Annotated in this window: 13 protein-coding genes; 4 read left to right on the forward strand and 9 right to left on the reverse strand. The window is 39.8% G+C overall.

The annotated features are described in order from the left end of the window. Nucleotides 1-11: 11 nt before the first annotated feature. From E0409_RS13450 to pilG, 3 genes are read right to left on the reverse strand one after another with little or no spacing between them, the layout of a single operon-like run. On the reverse strand, nt 12-548 hold the full coding sequence (locus tag E0409_RS13450) for a chemotaxis protein CheW (RefSeq protein WP_131291610.1): 537 nt from the start codon (nt 546-548) through the stop codon (nt 12-14). Nucleotides 549-553: 5 nt separating this feature from the next. Beyond that, entirely contained in the window at nt 554-922 is a 369-nt protein-coding gene (locus tag E0409_RS13455; RefSeq protein ID WP_067723813.1) for a response regulator, read from the reverse strand. Nucleotides 923-947: 25 nt separating this feature from the next. After that, nucleotides 948-1,331: a twitching motility response regulator PilG gene (gene pilG, locus E0409_RS13460; RefSeq protein ID WP_067723812.1), complete on the reverse strand. Its 384-nt coding sequence runs from the start codon at nt 1,329-1,331 to the stop codon at nt 948-950. A gap of 280 nt (nt 1,332-1,611) precedes the next feature. Here pilG and E0409_RS13465 point away from each other — a divergent pair, with 280 nt between their 5' ends. From E0409_RS13465 to E0409_RS13480, 4 genes are all read left to right on the forward strand, one after another. Next, nucleotides 1,612-2,253, forward strand: coding sequence for a hypothetical protein (locus tag E0409_RS13465; protein ID WP_131291612.1), 642 nt, complete (start codon nt 1,612-1,614; stop codon nt 2,251-2,253). A gap of 60 nt (nt 2,254-2,313) precedes the next feature. Then, the gene (locus tag E0409_RS13470; protein WP_131291614.1) at nt 2,314-3,444 is read left to right on the forward strand and encodes an efflux RND transporter periplasmic adaptor subunit; all 1,131 of its coding nucleotides are present in this window, start codon (nt 2,314-2,316) and stop codon (nt 3,442-3,444) included. Nucleotides 3,445-3,466: 22 nt separating this feature from the next. Next, nucleotides 3,467-6,571, forward strand: coding sequence for an efflux RND transporter permease subunit (locus E0409_RS13475; protein WP_131291616.1), 3,105 nt, complete (start codon nt 3,467-3,469; stop codon nt 6,569-6,571). A 96-nt stretch (nt 6,572-6,667) separates the two neighbouring features. Continuing rightward, a complete protein-coding gene (locus tag E0409_RS13480) occupies nt 6,668-8,383 on the forward strand; it encodes a proline--tRNA ligase (RefSeq protein WP_131291618.1) in 1,716 nt (571 codons plus the stop codon). 57 nt (nt 8,384-8,440) lie between these two features. On the opposite strand, the gene E0409_RS13485 is transcribed toward E0409_RS13480, so the two are convergent. From E0409_RS13485 to E0409_RS13510, 6 genes are all read right to left on the reverse strand, one after another. Then, nucleotides 8,441-9,865, reverse strand: a complete 1,425-nt coding sequence (locus tag E0409_RS13485) for a hypothetical protein (protein WP_131291620.1) — start codon at nt 9,863-9,865, stop codon at nt 8,441-8,443. 18 nt (nt 9,866-9,883) lie between these two features. Then, nucleotides 9,884-12,190 (reverse strand): DUF6160 family protein, encoded by a 2,307-nt coding sequence (locus E0409_RS13490; protein ID WP_131291622.1) that lies wholly within the window; start codon nt 12,188-12,190, stop codon nt 9,884-9,886. Nucleotides 12,191-12,219: 29 nt separating this feature from the next. Continuing rightward, a complete protein-coding gene (locus E0409_RS13495; protein WP_131291624.1) occupies nt 12,220-12,942 on the reverse strand; it encodes a hypothetical protein in 723 nt (240 codons plus the stop codon). A 12-nt stretch (nt 12,943-12,954) separates the two neighbouring features. Further along, nucleotides 12,955-14,844, reverse strand: coding sequence for a hypothetical protein (locus E0409_RS13500; protein ID WP_131291626.1), 1,890 nt, complete (start codon nt 14,842-14,844; stop codon nt 12,955-12,957). Between the two features lie 243 nt (nt 14,845-15,087). Then, nucleotides 15,088-15,657, reverse strand: coding sequence for a dCTP deaminase (gene dcd / locus E0409_RS13505; RefSeq protein WP_131291628.1), 570 nt, complete (start codon nt 15,655-15,657; stop codon nt 15,088-15,090). A 125-nt stretch (nt 15,658-15,782) separates the two neighbouring features. Next, a complete protein-coding gene (locus E0409_RS13510) occupies nt 15,783-16,376 on the reverse strand; it encodes a LysE family translocator (RefSeq protein WP_131291630.1) in 594 nt (197 codons plus the stop codon). Between the last annotated feature and the right edge of the window lie 235 nt (nt 16,377-16,611).

Below are 16,611 nucleotides of genomic sequence, written 5' to 3' on the forward strand. Positions count from 1 at the left end.
GCGCGCGACTATTAGTTTATAAATTTTATAGATGCATTCATGTATTTTGGGTTTTGCAATAAACGACTAAATAAGAAAACATGCCAGTGTTGATTATGTTGGTAAAAATATCCCTGACAATATTCTTGTAAATTGCTGTCTAATTCACTGTGTTTAGAAAAGAAACTTTTCTTATTAAAGTGTTGAATCCCCAAAACTTGATCTACAACCAAACCGACATAATGGTCATTATGACTAATACACAGTACTTTTTGAGTGGGTGAAAACTGACTTCGATGCCCAGAAATATATTGAGCCAAATCAGCCACTGAAAGTAAGCGTCCCCGAATATTAGCCAAACCCATTACCCATGATTGAGTATTCGGAACCGGCGTATATTTAGGTGGATAAATCACCTCAGATACTTCACCTAAAGGGGCAACAAAATATTGCCCCATCATCTCAAAAGCAATGCCTGACCATCGGTTTACTTCATTTTCAGTTGAAACGTAGTTTTTGTTGCCACGTTTAGCAAGCCGAAGTAATTCGATAAATCCATTAGCTGCCATAGAGCTTATCCTGCATTGAGGTGTTGTTTAATCACATCAATTAATTGTTTTTCGTCTACAGGTTTTGTTAAATAATCACTTGCCCCTTGACGTTTCCCCCAAACTCGGTCAGTTGCTTGATCTTTGGTGCTGACAATCACAATCGGAATGTGTTTTGTCGTAGCACCACGTGCAATTTGACGTGTTGCTTGGAAACCATTTACCCCAGGCATCACCACATCCATTAACACAAGATCCGGCAACTCTGCTTGTGCCATTGTGACACCATCAGCACCATTCGCTGCTTCAATAACATCAAAGCCATGTTTAGTTAAAATCTCTTTAAAACGAAATGTTTCTGTTGGTGAATCATCAACAATAAGGATACGTGACATGCTTTCTTTTCCCCAAAAAATAAACTTATGCTGTTACGTGATTACGGATTGCGTTTAACAATTCATCTTTACTAAAAGGTTTAGTTAAATACTCATCTGAACCAACAACACGACCTTTAGCCTGATCGAATAGACCATCTTTACTTGATAGCATAATGACCGGAATATTTTGATAATTTTGAGAGTTTTTGATTAAGGCACAGGTTTGATAACCATCCAAACGCGGCATCATAATATCAACAAACACGATATCTGGATTTGCTTCAGCAATTTTTGCCAATGCTTCAAAACCATCTACTGCGGTTACGACTTCACAACCTTCACGCTGGAGTAATGTCTCTGCTGTACGACGAATGGTTTTTGAATCATCAATCACCATCACTTTTAGATTTTGGAATTTATCGTCCATTTAATGACCCTTCCCATTTTTAGAATGTACAAACAATTTGAGTAGAAAGTTTGATTACAAGTTACAAACATTTTTAACATATCTTTACTTGCGTTTTCAACGAACATTTTCTGCCCAAAGACTCATTTTTCAAGGTTTTCAACAACAGCTTCACACTTTCCGTCGATCAATGATTTTTTTTTGACTAAGAGAGGTTTTTTATTCATGATTTTGAGTCTAATATAGCATTTTTATTACTTTAAAATAAGTAATTTAGTCAACTTTAAATTTGGGGGTTTCAATGCAAAGTCAGTTTAAACAAAAACTTGCTTTCATTGCGCAAAAAAAAATGACTAGAAAATTCACGTTTCTAGTCTTGATGCTTTTTCAATCCATCACTATTTTTGCCGAAGCTCCAGCTAAAGCAACCTGGTATCGTTACTATGACAGTAAAGGCGTTGCCAATATTAGTAGCAATGTAACCCCAAATCACATTCGACATGGTTATGAAGCCTTAGACCAGAACATGCAAGTGATTCAACGTAACCGTGCCTACAACACCGAAGCAGATATCAAAAAAGCACCTCTACGTGCCGAACAAGCAAGACAAAATGCAGCTGACTTAAAACTTAAAACGGCATATACCAACAGTCAGGTTGCTGCAACCAAGCGCGATGACGCATTGAGACACGTTAAAAAACAAATTTCCTTTCAACAAGACCAACTTAAACAGCTGCAAAATGACCGGATTTACTTCAAACGTCAGCAAATTGAATATTTACGTAAAGCCGAAAGCCTTCCAACAACTTTAAAAAATAGCCTTGATAACAACCAAAAAAATATTGAAGCAAAAAAAGAAAGTATTCAGTCGTTACAAATGCACTATCGCAATACACAGCTAGAATACGACAAAATCATCAATCGTTTAAAAGCTATTGAATAAATTGCATTTGTTATAACACGGCATAATTTATGCCACGATAAATAAAAAGGATTTACCTGCATGCTATTTGGACAGCGTATTATAAAAACAACTAAATTAAGCCACAACAACAAATATTTAACCTATAGCACCCTCTGTCTGAGCCTGCTGCTGTGTGCTTGTCAAAAAAATGAAATAGAACAGCCGGTTCAAACCACGAATAAAATTGAATTAATTCAACAAGATTTAGTTTTAGTCAAGGATGGGGTCTCTGTTGCTAAAACAGCATTTACCGGCACATTTCGTGCAGTGAATCAAAGCAGCATACAGGCTCAAGTGACTGCGACCGCAACGGCTGTGAGTGCTCAAGTGGGGCAAGCCGTTTCAAAAGGTCAGGTTTTAGTTCGCTTGAATAATCAAGATAATGCTGCACGTCTTGCGCAAACTCAAGCCAATCTTAGCGCGACTCAGGCACAAGCCAGTCTTGCAAAAAACATGATGCAGCGAAAAAAGCGCTTACTGGATCAAGGTTTTATCTCCAAGGTCGAATATGAACAGGCAGCGGTTGATTATCAGGCGCAACTTGAAAACGTGCATGCACAACAGGCCAATGTCAATATTGCTCAAAAAGCCGATCGCGATGGAACCATCTTGAGTCCGATCTCAGGTGTCATCACCAAACGTGAGGTTGAATCCGGGCAAACGGTTGCAGCTGGCCAAACCCTATTTGAAATAGTCGATCCTGATCATTTAGAAATACAGGCCAAATTACCCAGTGACATGCAGGCCGCATTAAAAGTCGGTCAAAAAATTGAATATACTATTCAAGGGAACCCTGCCCAACTGACGGCAGTATTGAGCCGTATTTCCCCTGTTGCCGATCCTGCAAGTCGTCAAATTGAATTCTTTGCCAAACCGAATGAAACCATCAACTCACTCAGTATTGGTTCTTTTGTTGAAGGGAGCATTCTTTCCTCTACCCAAATTAACGGCCAGTTGATTCCGTTGGATGTGATCCAGAATCTGAAAGATAAACCTTATGTATGGGTGATCCGCCAGAAAAAAATCGAAAAAGTAAATCTGGTCATTTTAGAACAGCGCTATCGCGACAATTTAGCCGTGGTTCAAGGACTGCAACCCGGTGACCAAATCAGCCGTATTAAATTTAATGACCAAGATATTCATCAAGAAGTCATAATCACTCAAAAATAAAAATAAGCACAGGATTGCTGTTATGTGGTTTACCCGAATTAGTGTTAAGTATCCTGTTTTCACCATCATGATGATGTTGTGTTTACTGGTGTTGGGGTTCGCGTCTTGGCAACGGATGAGCGTTGAAGAATTTCCGGATGTCGATTTTCCATTTGTGGTGGTGTATACCAGCTATCCTGGCGCATCTCCTGAAATGATTGAATCTGAAGTAACCAAGAAATTGGAAGAAAGAATCAACACCATTTCAGGCTTAAAACAGGTGATTTCACAATCCAGTGAAGGACTGTCGACCATTATTGTCGAGTTTAATCTTGATGTTTCGTCTACTGTCGCAGCACAGGATATTCGCGATAAAATTTCCACCGTTACGGCCGGGTTTCGTGATGAAATTCAGGACCCTGTGGTGGAGCGTTATGACCCAACAGCCAATGCGGTGATGTCAATTGTTTTTGAATCGGACACCATGCAGTTACGCGACTTAAGTTCCTATTTGGATCAACGCATTGTGCCGCAATTGCAAACCGTGACTGGCGTGGGCGCTGTCAATTTACTCGGTGATGCACAACGTCAAATCCGTATTGAAGTCGAACCACAAAAACTACAAAGCTTCGGCATTGGGATAGATCAGGTCATCAACACCTTAAAAGGTGAAAATATTGAAGTTCCGGGCGGAACTTTGAAACAACCAACATCTGAACTGGTGGTTGAAATCAAATCCAAGGTGCTTCATCCACAATCGTTTGGCGATTTAATTATTGCCAATAAAAATGGTGCACCAATTTTCTTAAAACAAGTGGCGAAAATTGAAGACAGCCAAGCGGACTTAGAATCCAGCGCCTATTTAAATGGTAAAACAGCCGTAGCGATTGATATCTTGCGCAGTTCTGATTCCAATGTCATTGAAGTGGTGGATGCCACTTATAAAGCCATGGAGAAAATTGAAAAACAATTACCTCAAGGCACCGTTGCCAAAGTCGTGGTGGATAGCTCTAAAAGTATTCGCGGCAGCATTAAAGATGTTGCACGCACGATTATTGAAGGGGCTGTTTTAGCCGTTCTGATTGTGTTGCTGTTTTTAGGTTCATTCCGTTCTACTACAATTACCGGCTTAACCCTTCCGATTGCCTTACTCGGAACACTCACTTTTATTTGGGCATTTGGCTTCACGATCAATATGATGACGCTATTAGCCCTTTCACTCAGTATTGGTCTACTGATTGATGATGCGATTGTGGTTCGGGAAAATATTGTCCGTCATGCAGATATGGGCAAAGACCATGTTACCGCAGCATTGGATGGAACCAAAGAAATTGGGCTTGCAGTTTTAGCCACTACATTAACCATTGTTGCAGTATTCTTGCCCGTTGCATTTATGGGCGGAATTATTGGTAAATTCTTCTATCAATTTGGGGTAACCGTTAGTGCTGCAGTGCTGATATCAATGTTTGTCAGCTTTACGCTTGACCCCATGCTTTCGGCACATTGGGTTGAAAAACATGATCCAAACAAGCAACCCGGCAAAATCAAACGCTTTTTTAACTGGATCTCCAGCAAACTCGATAATTTAAGTCATTACTACGAAAAACTGTTAAAACTGGCGCTGCGTTTCCGCATTCTTACACTCCTGATTGCAGTCGCCTCACTTTTTGGTGCATTAGGATTATCTAAGCTGGTGGGTACAGAGTTTGTTCCGGTTCCAGATAAAAGCGAAATTCGGATTAAGTTTGAAACCCCAGTGGATGCATCACTCGAATATTCACAAGCCAAGCTATTGCAAGTTGAGCATATTATTCGCCAACACCCGGATGTCCTCAGCACTTACAGCATTATTAACGGCGTGACTGACCGGGGTAAAAACCACGTCAGTATCCGGGTGAGTGTAACCCCTCGTTTAGAGCGTAATAAGACCCTGACACAGCTCAACAATGAGTTTCGTCAACGCTTGCAAAGCGTAGCTGGTATTACCATTACTTCAGTTGCTTCTGCCGATGAAACGGTCTCGGGTGGGCAAAAGCCGGTTCTTATTTCCATCAAAGGTCCTGAACTGGATGAGCTACAAAAAATCTCAGATCGCTTCCTGGCAGAAATCTCTAAAGTGAACGGGATTGTCGATCTGGAAAGCTCACTTAAAGAACCGAAACCGACCTTAACCGTTCATATTAACCGCTTGCTTGCGAGTGATTTAGGTCTTTCAGTCAATCAAATTGCCAATGTGGTTCGTCCATTGCTTGCGGGTGATGATGTGACAACTTGGCAAGATGAAAAAGGTGAAACGTATGATGTCAATCTTCGCCTGACCGAAAATAAACGCAGCTTACCGAGTGACATCGAAAATCTTTATTTAAATTCACAAAAAACCGATGCTTCAGGTCAGCCTATTTTAGTCCCACTGGCAAGTGTCGCATCCTTTAAAGAAAGTATGGGTGCATCACAAATTAACCGTCGCGATTTAGCACGTGAGGTATTGGTTAAAGCCAATACTGCAGGTCGTCCTGCGGGTGATATTGGGCAAGATCTTAAAAAGATTCAAGATAACTTTGATTTGCCACCGGGTTATAGTTTCGTCACCCAAGGTGCGAATAAAGATATGGCTGAATCTGCAGGTTATGCCATGACTGCGATTACCCTTTCCATTGTGTTCATCTATATTGTGCTTGGATCACAGTTCAATAGCTTTATTCATCCCGCTGCGATTATGGCGTCCCTGCCCCTATCACTGATTGGGGTCTTTCTTGCCTTGTTCCTGTTTAATTCAACGATGAATCTATTCTCCATCATTGGTATTATCATGCTGATGGGGTTAGTTACTAAAAATGCCATCTTGCTGATCGACTTCATCAAAAAAGCAATGGATCGAGGTGAAGATCGTTTTGATGCCATTATTGCTGCCGGTAAAACCCGTTTACGTCCCATTTTAATGACCACCAGTGCTATGGTGATGGGCATGATTCCACTGGCATTAGGCCTAGGTGAAGGCGGTGAACAAAGTGCACCTATGGCCCATGCCGTGATTGGCGGTGTAATTACTTCTACCCTATTAACCTTAGTGGTCGTACCGGTGATCTTTACCTACTTAGATGACTTTAAGAATTTTATGACGCGCCAAATACGAAAAATCATGGCATAATTTATGACATCACAATGAGGTGACATTCAGAAATGTTCACCTCATTTTTTATTGTATAATCTTGGCTTTCAAGGCTTAATTTTTAGGACAGCTTCCATGCGCGCGAGTCGCTTTTTATTTGCTACGTTAAGAGAAACCCCAAACGATGCTGAAGTCATTTCACATCAGCTCATGTTACGTGCGGGGATGATTCGTAAATTGGCTTCGGGTTTATACACTTGGTTGCCGATGGGCGTACGTGTGCTAAATAAAGTTGAAGCGATTGTACGTGAAGAAATGAACCATGCTGGCTCACTTGAAGTATTCATGCCGGTAACTCAACCTTCAAGTCTGTGGGAAGAATCAGGTCGCTTTGTGCAATATGGTCCTGAACTGCTACGTTTCAAAGATCGTCATAACAACGATTTTGTGCTTGGACCTACACATGAAGAAGTGATTACCGATCTTGCACGTAACGAATTGAAAAGTTACAAACAACTTCCAATCAATTTCTACCAAATTCAAACCAAATTCCGTGACGAAATTCGTCCACGTTTTGGTGTAATGCGTTCACGTGAATTCATCATGAAAGATGCTTATTCTTTCCATGTAGATCAAGCATCATTACAAGAAACATATGACGTGATGTACGACACCTATTGCCGTATCTTTACTCGTCTAGGTTTGGATTTCCGCCCAGTACAAGCAGACACCGGTTCGATTGGTGGTTCAGGTTCACATGAATTCCACGTATTGGCATCAAGTGGTGAAGATGATATCGCTTTCTCAACCGAATCTGACTATGCAGCCAACGTTGAAATGGCTGAAGCAGTACTTGTTGGTGAACGTGCTGCACCGACTAAAGAATTAACTTTGGTGGATACGCCAAATCAAAAAACCATTGCTGATGTATCGGCATTCCTTAAAACTGAAACCAAAGATTCAGTTAAAGCCTTATTGGTTCAAGGTATTGCAGACGAAAAAGGCAATGTACCAGTCGTTGCATTATTCCTTCGTGGCGACCATGAACTCAATGAAATTAAAGCGGAAAAACATGCCGCTATTGCTGCACCTTTAACTTTTGCAACTGAAGAACAAATTTCTGCATTGGGTTTAACTACAGGTTTTATTGGTCCTCAAGGTTTAGTTGAGAAAGGTTTAACCGTGATTGTGGATCGTGCAGCATCAGTATTGTCGGACTTTGTTGCGGGCGCAAACGAAGCAGATAAACACGCCACTGGCGTAAACTGGGAACGTGATGCGAAATTCACAGAAGTTTATGACTTGCGTAATGTGGTTGAAGGCGATCCATCACCAGACGGTAAAGGTACACTGCAAATTAAACGTGGTATTGAAGTCGGTCATATCTTCCAACTCGGTAAAAAATACTCTGAAGCTTTAGACTGTAAAGTTTTGGGTGAAGATGGTAAACCGCAGGTTGTAACGATGGGTTGCTATGGTATTGGGGTAACACGTGTGGTTGCATCAGCCATTGAACAAAACTTCGATGACAAAGGCATTATCTGGCCTGCTGCGATTGCACCTTTTGATGTTGCGATTGTGCCAATGAACGCGCATAAATCACCACGTGCTTTAGCTGCGGCAGAAGAACTGTATACTGAACTGCAAGCTGCGGGCTATGACGTGATTTTAGATGACCGTAACGAACGCCCAGGGGTTAAATTCTCAGATCTTGAATTGACGGGTATTCCACATCGTATCGTGATTGGTGAGAAAGGTTTGGATGCAGGCACCTTTGAATATAAAGGTCGTACTGACGCTGAATCTGTGAATATCTCTAAAGAAGAATTATTAGCGAAAATCGCGAAATAATTTTGATTTGAGATAAAAAATCCCGCTAAATGCGGGATTTTTTATGAAACAAAGAAATTAACAGAATTTATGCCCACCAAAGCAATTTGTAGGAACCGACTGGTTTTTCAATATCTTGTCCTGCAATGTTAAACTTGCAGGTCGACCAGTGTCATAGCTGGTAAAACCACCCACATTAATGTTCAATTTTTTAACCACAGGAACGTCTGCAATTGTTCCCAAAGCCTCAGTCAAACTCACATTGATCAAGTTTTCAGGTTTTAATAAAAAGTCTGAAATTGCTGTAGCAACTTGCGGCAGTACGTAAGAAATATCGACTTCATCTTGTGTTTGCAAATAGCCCAATTGAATGGGGTCTTTAAATGACATCCACCAACCTGGTCTTGCTATATCCGCGGCATCAGCACCTTGCCAACGAATATTTTGATTCTGTAATGATAGATATCCCCCTGTTCCATTCAATGGAATATTGTGAATCATACTCAGTGCTTGAACGAAAGTAATATCCATATTTAAGTTATCAAGCGAAGAACCTGTATCCATTTTGAAGAAAGAATGCTCACCTACGTTCAGGCCCAAAAGACTAATCAATGGGTCAAAGGTCACAAAAAGTTGGTCATTAGCAAAATTGGGGTTACCAATTACATTGGCAGGTAAACCTGCAGTCGGCGCTGCTAAAGGAATGGAGGCAATACTTGAACGAATACCTGACACCGTCGCAGCTTTCATACGTGTACCCGTCACAATCGTTTCAGGCATAACAAACTCTACTCTCATTGATGGCACGGTAATGCCCGTATGACCTTCTGTCTGCTGACCATTTGTAATTGGCTTACTGGTAAATTTACGTGTTTGTCCTAATGCCTTTAAATTACCTGAAATTTTTTCACTTTCTGTCAAGCCAAATTTGGTGGCTTTGGTTCTTGATTCACCTGCCGTTTGCGCCATTTTCATATAACCGGTAAAGCTTTGAATCCCATCACTTGGATTTTGTGAGTTTTCAGTACCTAAAGTCAGTAAACCCATAATATTTTGTGCACCTAGACGAAAGCCTGCAACTTCACGTGTCGCAGCACTAGTACCTTTAATCGCAAACTCAATAAATGGGTTGGTAATTGACGCACTGGTTGCTGCACGACCATCACTACCAAATGTAGGACTACCATTGGCATCGCTACCGGTATTTAAGCCACTTAGTGAAACATTTGAAATATCAATGTCACAACCGACTTTATAACTATTATTGGTTCCACCACAGCCCAACTGCAAGGTTTTAATATTAACGTTCAATTCCATTAATGCCGCAATACTTAATTTATGGAAATTTAAACCTTGAGATGCATCTGAACTATTTTCTAAATTTAATAATGCTTGTCCATCAACTTTCGACAATTCACTGTCATCTAATGCAATCATTGCATGACTATAATGGGTCAGATTCAATGCAGCAAAAATTAAACCACTTAATAATTTCTTTTTCATTATTATATCTTCCTGATTTTAACGTGGTGTGATGCCCAAAGTGCTACGAATTGTGCCACCCGTCAGTGCGATTGATGTGATATTCTGCATATTGCCATTTGTCGACATGGCAAAATTGGTTCTAAATGGTGTTGCAATGTTATTACTAGCATTTAATTTAACTTGGTTATCAAATGTTATGGTATCTACACTCACACGAACTTTCGCTTTCATGGCAAGATCCCCTTCAATACGGTTAAAATGAATCGCAGAGGTCTTTAATTTACCTTCTATATCAATATCTTCATTGGTAAGACTAAAATAACTACCTAAGTTTGTGACGTCAGCGACCTCAGCTGTGCTTAAGGGTCTAAATTTAAAATTTGCATCAAAGGCTAAGAAATTACTATCGGGATTCTCAGTTGTTGGGTCTATGCCTGGAATAATTAACAACTCCCCACTGCCATCAAGCTTAAAAGCAATATTCGTGATTACATCTTCACGCTTCGAAAAATTATCATGGGGTACATAAGTACCACATTTAGTGTAAGTGCCTGATGCACAATTATATTTTGAACCAGGTAATTGACCAATCGCAAGTTCCGCTTTTGCAGCAATTAATAACTTATCGGCACGGATATAAATTCCTTCATTTTCATACCCAATAACGCCGTCAGACTGGAAAAAAGCATCTATATTTCGAAAACCAGCATAATAATTAACAGGCTCACTATGAACCCCATTTTGACCATCAATTAATATAATAGACGTGGTACTTGGTAAACCTGTTTTTGAATCTATGCCATAGCCCTCTGTAGATGCCATAACATTGTAAGCAATTCCATTTTTGTTGGCTGCCCCATAGGTACCCGCAGACAATGCAACATTGGTATTCAGATTATAAATTGGAATACCAATCCCCCATGTTCCCCCATTCCCATTCAATTTTTGCAACGAATTATCTGAAATAATGCGCGCTTTTGCTGCAATGGATTGGAAATCCATACCACGAACGGCAATTAAAATAGCATCTTTAGGATTAGCTGCGGTGGTTAAAGTTTGTTTCAGTATGGGACTGGTAACAGCAAGCGTTTTTTGAATATTTTCATTAACAATGAAATCAAGGGTTTTTGTTGTTATGGTATTAATATAAATGTCACCAAAGTCGATATACGCATTTGTCTTATGTAATGTGCCATCTGCGATCCGAGTAGTAAGCTGTCTTAAATTTGAAAACTCAATAGCATAACTACCTTTGCCCGTATGCCCAATTTCAAGCGTTGTCGGTGACATCGTCGCAGGAAGATTGGTATCAGATGCATTGGTGAAGTCCGCCGCTAAACTTAAATGCAACCCGCCAGAGCCAACAAGTCCAGGGTCATTTCCCGCACCGTTATAGCCTGATGCTGTTTTAGCCTCTTTCGTTAATACGCCATTGACCATGTTATTGACTTCAAAATTAGCAACCTTTGTTTGGTTGCCATTCAAAGCTAATTTGGCATTCGTTACTGCACCGGAAGCACCTAAGCGCATAATATTTTTACGTTCATTGCTCGGAGTATTATAACGTAAATCGATATTTACCCCTGGATTCGTTGCATCAGTACGCCCGGTGGCAACATCTGTCGTATCGGTAACGCGTTTTAGATCAACATAGTGATTTTGATTTTCATTATATGTACTTAACACAAGCCCTTCGTCTTGGTCGATGTACATATAACCTTCACCAGCAAAATTAAAATTAAAATCATTAAAAATAAGGCTATTAAGGCCTAATTTATGACTAATGGTGGCATTTTTTAATTGAAAATCGACACTTGCTTTCGCATACTTATTAAACAAGCCACCTGTTGTTTGTAAAACAAAATTCAGTGGTGTAGATGTACTGATCCCAAGCGTACCTAAACTTTGATTAGATTTAACCCCTGGAGTACGTAAACTATTCGCTGCTTGCTGACATGGATTGGTACTACAGGTGTTTTTAACCAGTACTAAATCTGCTGTTGCTGTAAATGGAGCTACACTAGCTGCAAGACGAATCCCTGCACCGCCAGATGTTCCACCACCCACATCAAGTTCAACTTGGCTGATAATAGGTTTATTATTCACCCCATCAATCTGCACGTTATGTAGCCCTAAACCCATTTGCACATTTGCTGCCGGATTTGGATCATACCAATTTGCTTGCTCAACTTTGACACGCGACACTTCATGCGTGATTACAATACCGTCCTGGCCCGTCACATTACTCAGTTCTTTCTCGTCAATTTGCTCTAGTGCGTATCCTTGTTGCGCAAGACATATACATACCGTCAGCACATTTAACTTCATTGTCGTTTTTATCATATTTATATCCTTATTATGCACTGAAGCTTCTAGCAACGAATGCCTACACCACCAGTACAGTTATAGCTAAATATTTTTAAATTACCCGACATATGTAAGTTGCCATGCATATTTAGCCCCATGAATCCTTTCTCTGCATTCCTATCAAATGTTGGAACATTCGTCTCAACATTAGTAAGAGAGCCATCATTTTGAGTCGTCTTGGCTGTATAAGTAGTATAACTGGATGTATTGGCATAGCCTTCATTGGCTCCTGTGCCTGTACCCGTTTCAACACCGACCGTACTAAAACCTAAGTTACGTATTTTTAATGGCTTATTATCATAAAATTTAACTTGCATGGCCGTTTGCGCTGCATTACTGCTGTTGCCGACAGTTACAGCATCAATAGAAAATTGATCAATTTGCAAGGTACCTTGAATGCCTTTGAACACCAACCATCTTTTATTGCCCAAAGCATCTACATGATTATTTGGTGCAATCGCTAAACGACAAAGTTGTTTGTTTGCGCCACATACGTTTGGATCAAGTGAATAATAAACTGTGGTTGGATTGCCATTACCATCTAAGATGGAAATCGAATTTTTTGTCATATCTGTGGCATATAAATGGTTTAACGATAAAGTCCAACTCAGTTCAGCCCCACCTTGACCCACAGCATTTGTAAGCTCTTGTGGACTCATGACTTCAAGACCTGCATGTACAGTAAATGCAGAACTCAACAGCATAAAAAGTGTGATTTTCTTAAGCATTGCTGTACTCCCTTACAGACCGGTTGTTTTAATTTTAAGGTGTTGAATCAGAACACCATCAATAACGGCAGATCCATAATTTTTAATATCACCATTGGCATTTTTAAACATGATACCGGTTGAGTTATTGTCTTGCTTCGCACGCAATAGATTGGTTCCCGGAATACGTTCAGTACTTCCAATGGCTATACTGCTGTGCGTTGCTGTACGACCTTGATAAAGTGCAGAAGCATCAGTCGATACATTTTTGATCGCTTCACCACATTGATAAACATTACAAGTTGAACCTTTTAAAGACGTTGTGCCTAAGGTAGGACCATAATTTTGATAAATTTTATTATAAATTTCAGGTACATTTGGAATACGTGTGACTTCCAGAATAATATTATTACCATCTGAGGCCACGATAAATGGCTGATCCATCGTACCCAAGATCAAGTTAATATTTGGGCTATAAATATACATACCCTCCAAGTCGTGGAAGGTGGGTGCGGTAGACGAATTTAACGCTGGTGTTGAGGCAGTGCCATCCGATTGATCATTCTTTGCCGCGGTACTGATACGAATTCCCTTGCTATCTAGATTCGTAGAAGCCGTGGTTAAATTTTCGGGGGTATCATTGGTATTAATTCGAATAAGACTGGCTAACCCTAAAGTTTGATTATAATCCTTTGTCGGAGAAGTGAAGGTTTGAAACAGGCGGAATTGAGAACCATTGAGACTTAAACCATTGGCAACAAATTGAAGTCTTAAACGCTCTGAAACCAGCAGATCACCCGGTACATTGGGCGCTCCAGTCTTTGGATCGACATAATTAGATGAAGTAAAACTGCGCGCAAAAATATCCGTCCAGAAACCCAGTTTAATATTATTGTCTGCTTCATTTGCTACTACGGTAGCCAATGGCGCCTCTAAAGCGATATATCCGAGGTCTTTTTCTGTAGCACTGAATTGTCTTACTTTTTCCGTACCTGCGTGGAATAGCCAAGGGTTAACCGTCGAGCCCCAGTTAAAACCCTGATTACTATAACGCGTACTTAATGAACCATCACTTTTGGATAAAGCCAAGCCATAAATGAAAATATCTGCCTTGGTTCTTTTATTGCTGATTTGTGCTGCTGTTAAGGATACAGCCGAAGCATTTCCCGCCTTAATCCCTTCAGCAATGGGATCTTTCTGAGACAATTGAGCTTGCCTAATTGCTTCAGCAGCAATCCATGTTCTGGTATCTGTGATAACTTTAGCTGTTGCATCAGTAATAACAGGTTTTTCAGCTTTGATCTTTTCTATTGTTCGACGTTCAGCTTCTGTAGCCCCACGCCAAATATTAGCATTATAAAAGGCTTGATATTCATTAAAAGGTTTACTTCTATCCCAATATTTATCTATTTCTGCTTTTTCATAAATTGTATATTTACTTGCATAAAATTCATTATATTTAGAATTATATAAATTTTGATCATTATTCACACTATTTTGAATCGTTGTATACGTTGTCGCATTTGTAGTGACTGTATTTTGATAGGTACTATTGTAGGCTGCAGAATAATTTTTTTCGAACGCTGTATCATATAATTGTTGGTAGTTTTCACCAGTGGGAATAATACGAATAAGACCTGTATCATTCTGTCCAGGATTCACAATACCTCGTGAATAACTTGATCCGGTCGATGTGTCGTAATAACCTGTTGCGTTATTATTCAATGCAGTTGAACGGTCACTTGGTGCTTGAAAAACCATTTTGAAGTTTTCAAGGCTTAAACCAATTCCCTCACCTGTTGTTTCAGAAAGGTGCTCATCTGATAAAGATTCAAGTGCATAAATTGATGGGCTAAGTAAAACTGCGATTAAACTCGCCAAACAAGATTTTTTAAATCTTGCATTATTCCAACTTTGAGTCATCACGACCTTCCTTTTTATCAGATGCTCCGCATCATTATTTTTAATTCATCCTAAGCTTGGTATATCTCTTTTATTTATTTGTCATTACAACAATGTTCTTACCAAGTTTGTACAACTTTTTATTATGCTGAATATTGATCCAATTGCAAAAAAAACCGGGTAAATGAACCCAGTTTCCGATGAATGAATCTCACAAAAAATAAGCGGATCAAAATGATCCGCTTATTCAATTATTTGTACTGATTATGCTTTCGGTAGTGTCACGCCAGTCTGACCTTGGTATTTACCACCACGGTCTTTATATGAAGTTTCACATACTTCATCAGATTCAAAGAACAACATTTGCGCCACGCCTTCACCCGCATAAATACGCGCCGGCAAGTTGGTTGTATTCGAAAATTCCAAGGTGACATGACCTTCCCACTCAGGCTCAAGCGGGGTTACGTTCACAATAATACCGCAACGCGCATAAGTCGACTTGCCTAAACATATGGTCAAAACATTACGTGGAATACGGAAATATTCAACTGTACGCGCTAAAGCAAATGAATTTGGCGGAATAATGCATACATCGGATTCAATATCGATAAAGCTTTTATCATCAAAGTTTTTGGGATCGACAATTGCTGAATGGACATTGGTAAATACTTTAAATTCACGCGCACAACGAACATCATAACCATAGCTTGAAACGCCATAAGAAATGAGTTTTTCACCTGCTTCGTCATAACGTACTTGGTTTTCTGCATACGGTTCAATCATGCCGTGATTTTCGCTCATTTCACGAATCCAACGATCAGACTTAATTGCCATTCTTTCAATCCAAAAATAGTTAAATCAATTATTGCGCTGTACTTTAACTGAAATTGACTACAATGGAAATGATGATCAGGCGATGATGTCATTTTTTACAAAATGCGTATTTTCATCGCCTCATCTCAAAGACTTAAAAGAGCAGAATATCCGAGTGGAATAGAGAAACTGACCAAAACCAAAGAAGCGGTTTTTTGCAAGTTAGATTGATTCAGCCAACGTACTTTATTAGTGGCCAAGATAGAACCGATAAAAGTCCAAAACAAAGCAATTGGCACAATTAAAATGAGAAACATGCCAATATGAACCAGATAATTATTCAGTGTTAACCATGCTGAACTTGGGAAAATAGCAGAAGCAAACAGTAATGCTTTAGGGTTCAATAAGGTTGCACAAAATAATTCACGTGCACGAATGGTCGGCAGATTATAACTGGCTTCAATATCTGCTGTTTTCCAGAGTTTAATAGCGAGAAAAATAATATACAGTGCACTTAATAACTTCAAAAATATCGGGAGAATAGGAAATTGACTTGAAACTGTACCAATAATAATTCCCCAAACGCTAATTGAGATTAAATAACCGATTGATTCTGCCGGAATAAGTCGCAATGATTTGCGCACACCGACCTGAATTCCAGATGATGCAAGCAAGGTATTTGTTGGGCCTGGTGTCAATAAAATAGTTACGACTAAACCGATGAACAGCCATGAAATCATATGCGACCTCTCTATAGAGCATAGGTATCTACACAATTCTCATGTTTTGCGTTAAATTGAGGAGCATGCTCTTCAATTTAACATCTCTGGCTTAGATCTGCGTCTTATTAAACGCTACAATAGCCTTGTAAAGCTCAATATGAATCCTCTAGCTTCACTTGCTCCTGCAATTAAAGATATTGCCTCTGCCCAAAAAACGAGTTTCGCAACCACACAGGCAGTTTGGCGATTCTTA

This window comes from Acinetobacter sp. ANC 4862 (assembly GCF_004336635.1).
Taxonomy (GTDB): Bacteria; Pseudomonadota; Gammaproteobacteria; order Pseudomonadales; family Moraxellaceae; genus Acinetobacter.

Excerpts from the sequence above, each read along its gene's own strand:
- E0409_RS13450 (WP_131291610.1), bottom strand. The coding sequence starts at position 548 with ATGGCAGCTAATGGATTTATCGAATTACTTCGGCTTGCTAAACGTGGC.
- E0409_RS13455 (WP_067723813.1), bottom strand. The coding sequence starts at position 922 with ATGTCACGTATCCTTATTGTTGATGATTCACCAACAGAAACATTTCGT.
- pilG (WP_067723812.1), bottom strand. The coding sequence starts at position 1,331 with ATGGACGATAAATTCCAAAATCTAAAAGTGATGGTGATTGATGATTCA.
- E0409_RS13465 (WP_131291612.1), top strand. The coding sequence starts at position 1,612 with ATGCAAAGTCAGTTTAAACAAAAACTTGCTTTCATTGCGCAAAAAAAA.
- E0409_RS13470 (WP_131291614.1), top strand. The coding sequence starts at position 2,314 with ATGCTATTTGGACAGCGTATTATAAAAACAACTAAATTAAGCCACAAC.
- E0409_RS13475 (WP_131291616.1), top strand. The coding sequence starts at position 3,467 with ATGTGGTTTACCCGAATTAGTGTTAAGTATCCTGTTTTCACCATCATG.
- E0409_RS13480 (WP_131291618.1), top strand. The coding sequence starts at position 6,668 with ATGCGCGCGAGTCGCTTTTTATTTGCTACGTTAAGAGAAACCCCAAAC.
- E0409_RS13485 (WP_131291620.1), bottom strand. The coding sequence starts at position 9,865 with ATGAAAAAGAAATTATTAAGTGGTTTAATTTTTGCTGCATTGAATCTG.
- E0409_RS13490 (WP_131291622.1), bottom strand. The coding sequence starts at position 12,190 with ATGATAAAAACGACAATGAAGTTAAATGTGCTGACGGTATGTATATGT.
- E0409_RS13495 (WP_131291624.1), bottom strand. The coding sequence starts at position 12,942 with ATGCTTAAGAAAATCACACTTTTTATGCTGTTGAGTTCTGCATTTACT.
- E0409_RS13500 (WP_131291626.1), bottom strand. The coding sequence starts at position 14,844 with ATGACTCAAAGTTGGAATAATGCAAGATTTAAAAAATCTTGTTTGGCG.
- dcd (WP_131291628.1), bottom strand. The coding sequence starts at position 15,657 with ATGGCAATTAAGTCTGATCGTTGGATTCGTGAAATGAGCGAAAATCAC.
- E0409_RS13510 (WP_131291630.1), bottom strand. The coding sequence starts at position 16,376 with ATGATTTCATGGCTGTTCATCGGTTTAGTCGTAACTATTTTATTGACA.